This window comes from Staphylococcus sp. HMSC62B09 (genome assembly GCF_001839115.1).
Lineage (GTDB): Bacteria > Bacillota > Bacilli > Staphylococcales > Staphylococcaceae > Staphylococcus > Staphylococcus haemolyticus.
This window is the reverse complement of sequence record NZ_KV840169.1, coordinates 144415-151813: the sequence shown is the minus strand read 5'-3', so window position 1 is coordinate 151813 and position 7399 is coordinate 144415. Positions and strand designations below refer to the sequence as shown.

7 protein-coding genes and 1 tRNA gene are annotated in these 7399 nt (G+C 30.8%); 1 reads left to right on the top strand and 7 read right to left on the bottom strand.

Annotated elements, in window-relative coordinates; all coding sequences use genetic code 11:
• Position 1 precedes the first annotated feature (1 nt).
• The 5 genes from HMPREF3265_RS11725 to hemE all read right to left on the bottom strand — a co-directional run bounded on the left by HMPREF3265_RS11725 (position 2) and on the right by hemE (position 4538).
• Positions 2-75 (bottom strand) — tRNA-Met (locus tag HMPREF3265_RS11725).
• 394 nt (positions 76-469) lie between these two features.
• Positions 470-1030, bottom strand: coding sequence for an RBBP9/YdeN family alpha/beta hydrolase (locus HMPREF3265_RS11720; RefSeq protein WP_070441434.1), 561 nt, complete (start codon positions 1028-1030; stop codon positions 470-472).
• 100 nt (positions 1031-1130) lie between these two features.
• On the bottom strand, positions 1131-2525 hold the full coding sequence (gene hemY / locus HMPREF3265_RS11715) for a protoporphyrinogen oxidase (protein WP_070861734.1): 1395 nt from the start codon (positions 2523-2525) through the stop codon (positions 1131-1133).
• An 18-nt stretch (positions 2526-2543) separates the two neighbouring features.
• A complete protein-coding gene (gene hemH, locus HMPREF3265_RS11710) occupies positions 2544-3467 on the bottom strand; it encodes a ferrochelatase (RefSeq protein WP_053026963.1) in 924 nt (307 codons plus the stop codon).
• 36 nt (positions 3468-3503) lie between these two features.
• The gene (gene hemE, locus HMPREF3265_RS11705) at positions 3504-4538 is read right to left on the bottom strand and encodes a uroporphyrinogen decarboxylase (RefSeq protein ID WP_070861733.1); all 1035 of its coding nucleotides are present in this window, start codon (positions 4536-4538) and stop codon (positions 3504-3506) included.
• Between the two features lie 287 nt (positions 4539-4825).
• Between hemE and HMPREF3265_RS11700 the strand changes: the two genes are divergently transcribed.
• A complete protein-coding gene (locus HMPREF3265_RS11700; RefSeq protein WP_070861732.1) occupies positions 4826-5326 on the top strand; it encodes a signal transduction protein TRAP in 501 nt (166 codons plus the stop codon).
• A 59-nt stretch (positions 5327-5385) separates the two neighbouring features.
• Here the strand turns inward: HMPREF3265_RS11700 and HMPREF3265_RS11695 are convergent, their stop codons facing one another.
• The gene (locus tag HMPREF3265_RS11695; RefSeq protein ID WP_037552218.1) at positions 5386-6609 is read right to left on the bottom strand and encodes an ABC transporter permease EcsB; all 1224 of its coding nucleotides are present in this window, start codon (positions 6607-6609) and stop codon (positions 5386-5388) included.
• Entirely contained in the window at positions 6602-7342 is a 741-nt protein-coding gene (locus HMPREF3265_RS11690) for an ABC transporter ATP-binding protein EcsA (protein ID WP_070861731.1), read from the bottom strand. Before HMPREF3265_RS11690 ends, HMPREF3265_RS11695 begins: the two co-directional genes overlap by 8 nt.
• Positions 7343-7399: the final 57 nt, after the last annotated feature.

The window sequence follows — 7399 nt, the reverse complement described above, 5'->3', positions numbered from 1 at the left end:
ATTGCGGGAGGCGGATTTGAACCACCGACCTTCGGGTTATGAGCCCGACGAGCTACCGAACTGCTCCATCCCGCGCTAATATTATTTACGTCTCAAAAATCATTACTTAAAAAGTATATCATTTTATAATGTCTAATGTCAATGATAATTTTAAATAAATTTTACATTCATTTAATTGAATCTTCATATTGAAATGCGACAATTGTCTAATAGTCATCGCCTTTCGAATACTTTATTAGTATATATAGTATCATTAACTTAGTCAATAAGTATTGTAAACTATTTTGTGTAAAAAAACGCTACATTTAAAATATTTTAATTAAAGATACCTATTGGATATCTAATTGCACTTGAAAGTATCTCTATATTTAATTATCAACCTTAATAATAATAAAAAATAGGTAGCTTTAACTACCTACTTAAATTAGTTTAAATATTGAACGTATTAATAATTAAATCACATGTTTTATTATTTAGTCATGTAATGTTGCATTTTTTCTTGTAATTCAGTAAAAGATACAAAGCCCTCTTCTTCTAAGAAATGTCCACCTTCATCAACAATTTTAGTCTTACCACCTAATTCATCAATTAAGTTTTGAGTTTCTATGTAAGAAACATAAGAATCATCTTTTGAAGCTAGTCCATAAAAGTGATTAACTTTAGTTTTAATTAAGTCATAATCGACATTAAACTCCCCTACTTTTATTGAATCGTCTATTTTCTTCGCATCTTCTTTAAATCCTGCTATACTGAAGAACCCCTCAAATGGTTCGTAAATTGATAGACCTTCAATGTATTTCAAAGTAGCCAATGAACCATACCCATGTGTGACAAAATAAGTATCTTTAGATAAAAGTTCAATTTGTTGATTTAATTCGAAGATCCAATTGTCTATATTATCATTCTTACTTTCATCTAAATGGAATAATTGAACATCGTAACCTTCTAGTTCTAAATTATGTTGCAACCACTTATACCAGTGGTTATGAGAATTTCCTAATTGTGAATGAACTATAATTACATTAGTCATTAATATTTTTACCTCCTTAAACACTAAATAATAATTCTCAATTTATATAACAAAACACTTTTAAAGAGGCAAATTCACCTCAAAAAAAGTGTTTAAATTATTATATTTCATCAAGCAATTCTTCCACAGCATTTTTACCTTGTTGAATACAATCTGGAAGCCCAACCGCTTCAAATGGTGCTCCTGTGATTCTGAGTGCAGAATAATTATTTTTAACGTGTTGTTGAATTTTTCTTATTTGACTAATATGACCAATGTGATATTGAGGCATGCTTTTAGTCAAACGATTAACAATTGTAAAATCCGGATCTCCATGAAAAGTCATCATTTTATTTAAATCACGACGTGCGATAGTCGCAATTTCTTCATCAGTATGATCTTCAACAACTGTATCACCTGGTTTACCTACATATGCTCTAATTAAAACTTTTCCTTGCGGTGTAGTAAAAGGCCATTTTTTACTAGTCCAAGTACAAGCTGTAATATTAGTATTACTTGTTCTCGCGATGACAAAACCAGTACCGTTATATGTGTTTTCAATATTCTTCTCATCAAATGCAAATACAACCGTTGCAACTGAAGTAGAATCCATCTCGTTAAAGTATTTAAAAGCTTGATCGTGATTGAACCATTTCATAAATGTTTGATGAGGCGTAGTAACTAAAATACCATCAAATTGTTCACTGTATTGATCAGTTGCTATTTCATAATTGTCATTGTTAATAATGATATCTTCTACATGTGTTTGATATTTCATCTTTACGCCTTTATCTTGTACATTTTTAGCTAATGCTTCAATAAATGAACTTAATCCGTGACGAAATTGTCTAAACTGACCTTTAGGGGCACCAGGGTATAGTTGACGTTGTTTAATTCGTTCAGCCTTTTCGTGTTGCATACCTTTGATTAAACTACCATACTTTTCCTCTTGTTCTTTAAAATTAGGAAATGTACTCATTAAACTTAATCGATCTATATCAGTACCATAAATACCACCCATGAGGGGTTCTATTAAATTTTCAAGCACTTCATTTCCTAATCGTCTTCTAAAAAACGCTCCAACTGATATATCATCCTCAATTTTTATAGGGGGTATTACCAAATCTAGTCCCGCTCTTAGCTTACCTATTGGTGAAATAAGTCTTATTTTTAAAAAAGGTTTAATATCAGTTGGGATGCCCATAATCGAACCACCTGGTATAGGATACAATTTATTTTTTGCAAAAATGTATGACTGACCTGTTTCATTAGTAATTAAATCATCTTCAAGTCCAATATCTTTTGCTATATCAGTCATGATTGTTTTTCGTCCAAGATAAGATTCAGGGCCTAGTTCAATAGTGTATCCATCTTTACGATACGTCTGTATCTTTCCACCTGGTCGATTTGTCGCTTCAAAAATGGTTACATCTATATCTGGTTTATAATGTTTTAAATAATATGCGCTTGAGAGGCCAGTTATACCTGCACCAATAATTGCAACTTTTTTACTCACATTGAGTCCCTTCCTTTATTAAAAAACTGTTTTTATTTCGTCCACGATAGCATTAATAAATAATGGATCCGTGTTAGGCATTGTTGGTCGATAGTAATTTGCTCCTATCTCATCACACACAACTTTACATTCATAATCATTATCATACAGTACTTCTAAATGCTCACATACAAAACCTACAGGCGTGTAGATAAAGTGTTTATATTGATATTCGTTGTACAACGTTCTTGTTAAATCTTGTACATCGGGTCCTAACCAAGGTGTACCTGTGTTACCCTCAGACTGCCAGCCTTGAGCAACGTGTTTAATATTTGAAGATGTTTGTAAACGATTCATTGTATCTTTTAATTCATCAGGGTATGGATCATTATTTTTTTCAATTAAACCTTTAGGTAAACTATGAGCTGATACAACTAAGATTGTCTCATCATGTTCATCTTGAGGAATTTGCTCTAAAGTTTCATTGATTTTATTAGTCCAATACTCAATAAATTTAGGTTGGTGATAATAATGTTCAACATGATGTAAAGCAATATCGTATTTATTGGCTTCCTCTTTTGCACGTTTATTGTATGATCCAACTGAGAAACTAGAATAATGTGGCGCTAAAACAACAGTAACCGCTTCTTTAATACCATCTTTATACATTTTTTCTACAGCTTCTTCAATATATGGAGAAATATGCTTTAGACCTAAATACAATTTATATTCCACATCTTCATAAACTTGATTTAAAGCATCTTTTAATGCTTCAGCTTGACGATCAGTAGTGCCAGCTAAAGGAGAAAGACCACCAATAAATTCATATCGGTCTTTTAAATCTTGTAATTCCTCATCAGTTGGTCTCTTACCATGTCTAATATCTGTATAATATGCTTCAATATCACTCTCTTTATATGGTGTTCCATATGCCATAACTAATAAACCTACTGTCTTAGTCATTAAATAAAACCTTCCTTAATCTTTGTATTCTTAATACTATTTACTTGTATAATCATGAACAAATTGAGTAACTCGCTTTAATGTATCAGGTTGTACTTCAGGAAAAACACCGTGTCCTAAATTAAAAATGTGTTTACCTCTTTCCATACCCTCGTCCAGAATTTCACGTACTCTGTGCTCTATTACGTCCCAAGGCGCGAGTAACAATGAAGGATCTAAATTACCCTGTAACGTTTTATTAACACCCATTTGTGTAGCTGATGAGATAGACGTACGCCAATCTAATCCTAGGACATCTATTGCTAAGTCATTCCATTCATTAATTAGATGGCTTGCACCCACTCCAAACATTATGACAGGAACATCATATCTAGCTTTAATTCCATTAATTAACTTATCCATTGAAGGTTTAATATAATAACGATAATCTTGAACATTTAAAGCTCCAACCCATGAGTCGAAAATTTGAATCAGCTCTGCGCCCGCTTCAACCTGAGCAACCACATAGTCAATTGATACTTGTACGAGATGATTCATTAAAGCAAACCATGTTGCCCCATCTCCATACATCATTGCTTTAGTATAATTATAATTTTTTGAAGGACCGCCCTCAATCATATAAGAAGCTAATGTAAATGGCGCACCTGTAAACCCAATTAATGGTACATTCAATTTCTCTTGTGTTAGCAATTGAATTGTTTCAAGTACGTACGGTACATCACGTTTTGGATCAATTTGAGTTAATTTATTTACATCAGATACAGATTTAATTGGATTGCTAATGACTGGTCCAATACCTGATTTAATATCAACATCAACACCAATTGGTTTCAAAGGTGTCATTATATCTTTATATAAAACTGCTGCATCAGTATTATAATTATCAACTGGTAATTGAGTTACATAAGCACATAATTCAGGTTGGTGTGTGATGTCGAAAAGTGAATATTTCTCTTTTAATTTTCGATATTCTGGTTGTGAACGGCCAGCTTGGCGCATAAACCATACAGGTGTATGAGATGTTTTTTCACCTTTAATTGTTTGTAAAATTGTATTATTTTTATTATGCACCTTATAGTCCTCCTAAATTAAAATCATTCTTATCTATAATATCATATGCTGATATAATTATCGTTTATCTACACTTAAATGTCATAAAAAAGACAAAGCATAAATGTACATTTCAATTCACTAAATTATAATAATTTATTAAACATAATTATAGTATATTTATATGCTTAAAAATATCCCTCAATAAGACTAAATGGATTTTTAAAATATTTAAACAATACATACAATTATTATAGCTAGTACCATTAATTAATCGTATAATATAAACAATAAAGGAGGTATGAGTCATGAACATATATTCAACTTATGGGACTTATGGTTACTTAAATCAAATCCGAACAAATAATACTAATAGAAATCTATTTTTATTTTCAACAAATGATTCTTCTGTAATTATTGAAGAATCAGATGAAAAATCAATTTTAAAACATCCCACTGTTTACACAACTGTTAATTCTATTAATGACTTAGATCAAACACATTTTTACTCAGCAATATTTATCCCTTCTTCTGATGATCATGTTCATCAATTAGAAAAACGTATTGCAAATTTGGAATTAAATTTCGATAAGTTTGCCGGTTTTAAAAGTTATCGTTTTTTAAAGCCTGTTCAAGGAACAACTTACAAAGTTTATTTTGGTTTTGCTAATCGCCAAACTTACGAAGATTTTAAAGAAACAGATACATTTAAGGATTATTTTTCAAAAGATGCATTAAGACATTATTTTGGTTCTAGTAGCCAACATTCTAGCTACTTTGAGAGATATTTATATCCAATCAAGGAATAATAAAAAGGTTGCCTTTTAACTAGATGTAGTTTTGCTTGTTCTAGTTATAGGCAACCTTTTTAATCTTTAAGTAGTGATTCTTGATATTGTAACTTCTTAATTGTGCTTCTAATCGTTAACCACCCTACTATAAAGAAGATTAGAGCGAAAAAGAAATATTGTGGGTATATACTGATAAATGCAATTGAAAAAATTAATCCTATAATTAACATTAAGCGATAAAGAAATTTTTCATAACCTTTAATCACTTCGACATCTGGTACTGGCCAAACTTGAGGCCATAATCCATAGGCTTGTTGCGTATAAAATTGAGACATTTGCAATAATGTAATGTACATGAACAGACATCCAATAATTGCTGAAACAATAGGAAACGATAGCCAAATCATTAGCACTAATGCAATGACAATCAGTCTAAATATAATACTAAAAGCATCTCTACCTCTTACAAAGCTACGTGTAAATAGATATAAATACATATTTTTAGAATTAAATTTCCTGCCTTTAGGTGTAGGTAATAAGAAATCTAAATATCTACGTCTAACTGCAGACTCTTTTAAATGTTTAACATCCGTAAACATATTTACGAATTTATAATAATTTGTATGGTGTCTTTCTTCAATACCTATCATTCGTTCCCATGGATATAAATTAACTCGATTTAATTTAGGTAACGCTAACATTCCACCAAGTAATATAAACGTAAAGATAACTCCCCAGTACATTTGGTAACCCAATATTAAGTCATATGTTACTAAATTAATCAAAAATAAAATTAAACTTATACTCCAACTTGATTGCTTTAGTTGATACCATTGCCATCTCACTTTCAATCCAATCCATGGGTGTATCAATGTTAAAATACTCAAGATGATAAATGGTGTTATGAAATCACCATCTAATTTAGAAAATAATGGAAACAAGATAATGAGTATTACTAGTTGTATCGCTATTCTATTAAAATAGCTGTAGCGAATGCTTAGGTTCATATAATTTTTCATATGTTTTTCAAAAGGCAATAAAAATATTCTATCTGCATCTTTTAAAAATGTTCGTATTGGAAAGATAGATGTTACAGCTAATATTATACTAGCACATAACGCATAATCTATATGTTTAGGTATATGTTGCAACCATTGACCATAACCTAATATAAATGCTCCCAATAAAATTAATAAAAATACTGAAAAATGGCCATTAAAAATAAATTTATTATAATAACGCTTCTCTTTTTGAATGGTGTTCAATCTAGATTTAAATAATGAAGTAGCTGAATTATCCATTTTCTTGACCACCTTGTGTGACATGTATATAGATGTCATCAAGTGTGTGACCACTTAATCCAGTTTGTTTACGTAGCTCCTCTAAATCACCGAAAGCAACCACTCTACCTTTATCTAAAATAATAAATCGATCACAATAACGTTCTGCAGTTGCCAAAATATGCGTACTCATTAAAACAGTACGTCCTTCATTTTTCTTTTCTACCATTAAATCCAACATAGATTGAATCCCTAGTGGATCAAGGCCTAAAAATGGTTCGTCAATAATATATAATTCTGGATTAACAATGAACGCACATATTATCATCACCTTTTGTTTCATACCTTTAGAGAAATGACTAGGAAAGACCTTTAATTCATTCTCTAATCTAAATGTTTTAAGTAAAGGTCTTGCACGTTTCATTGCTTCTTCTTTACTCAATTGATATGCCATTGCAGTCATCGCAATATGCTCTTCTAATGTTAATTCTTCATATATAATTGGTGATTCAGGTATATAAGATAACTTTTTTCGATAAACTTCGATGTCATCTGTAATTTCTGTATTTGAGATAGAGAGATTACCCTCAGTTGGCGTTAATAAAGCTAGCATATGTTTAATAGTTGTGCTTTTGCCTGCACCATTTAATCCAATTAAACCAACAATTTCCCCTGCTTTTAATTCAAAATTTATATCTTCAATAACAGGACGTTTCCCATAACCACCTGTTAAATGTTCAACTTTTACTGTCATAAGGCACCTCCATGAATAACATTGTACCAAAATTAGCTTTTAACTACTAAAATTACA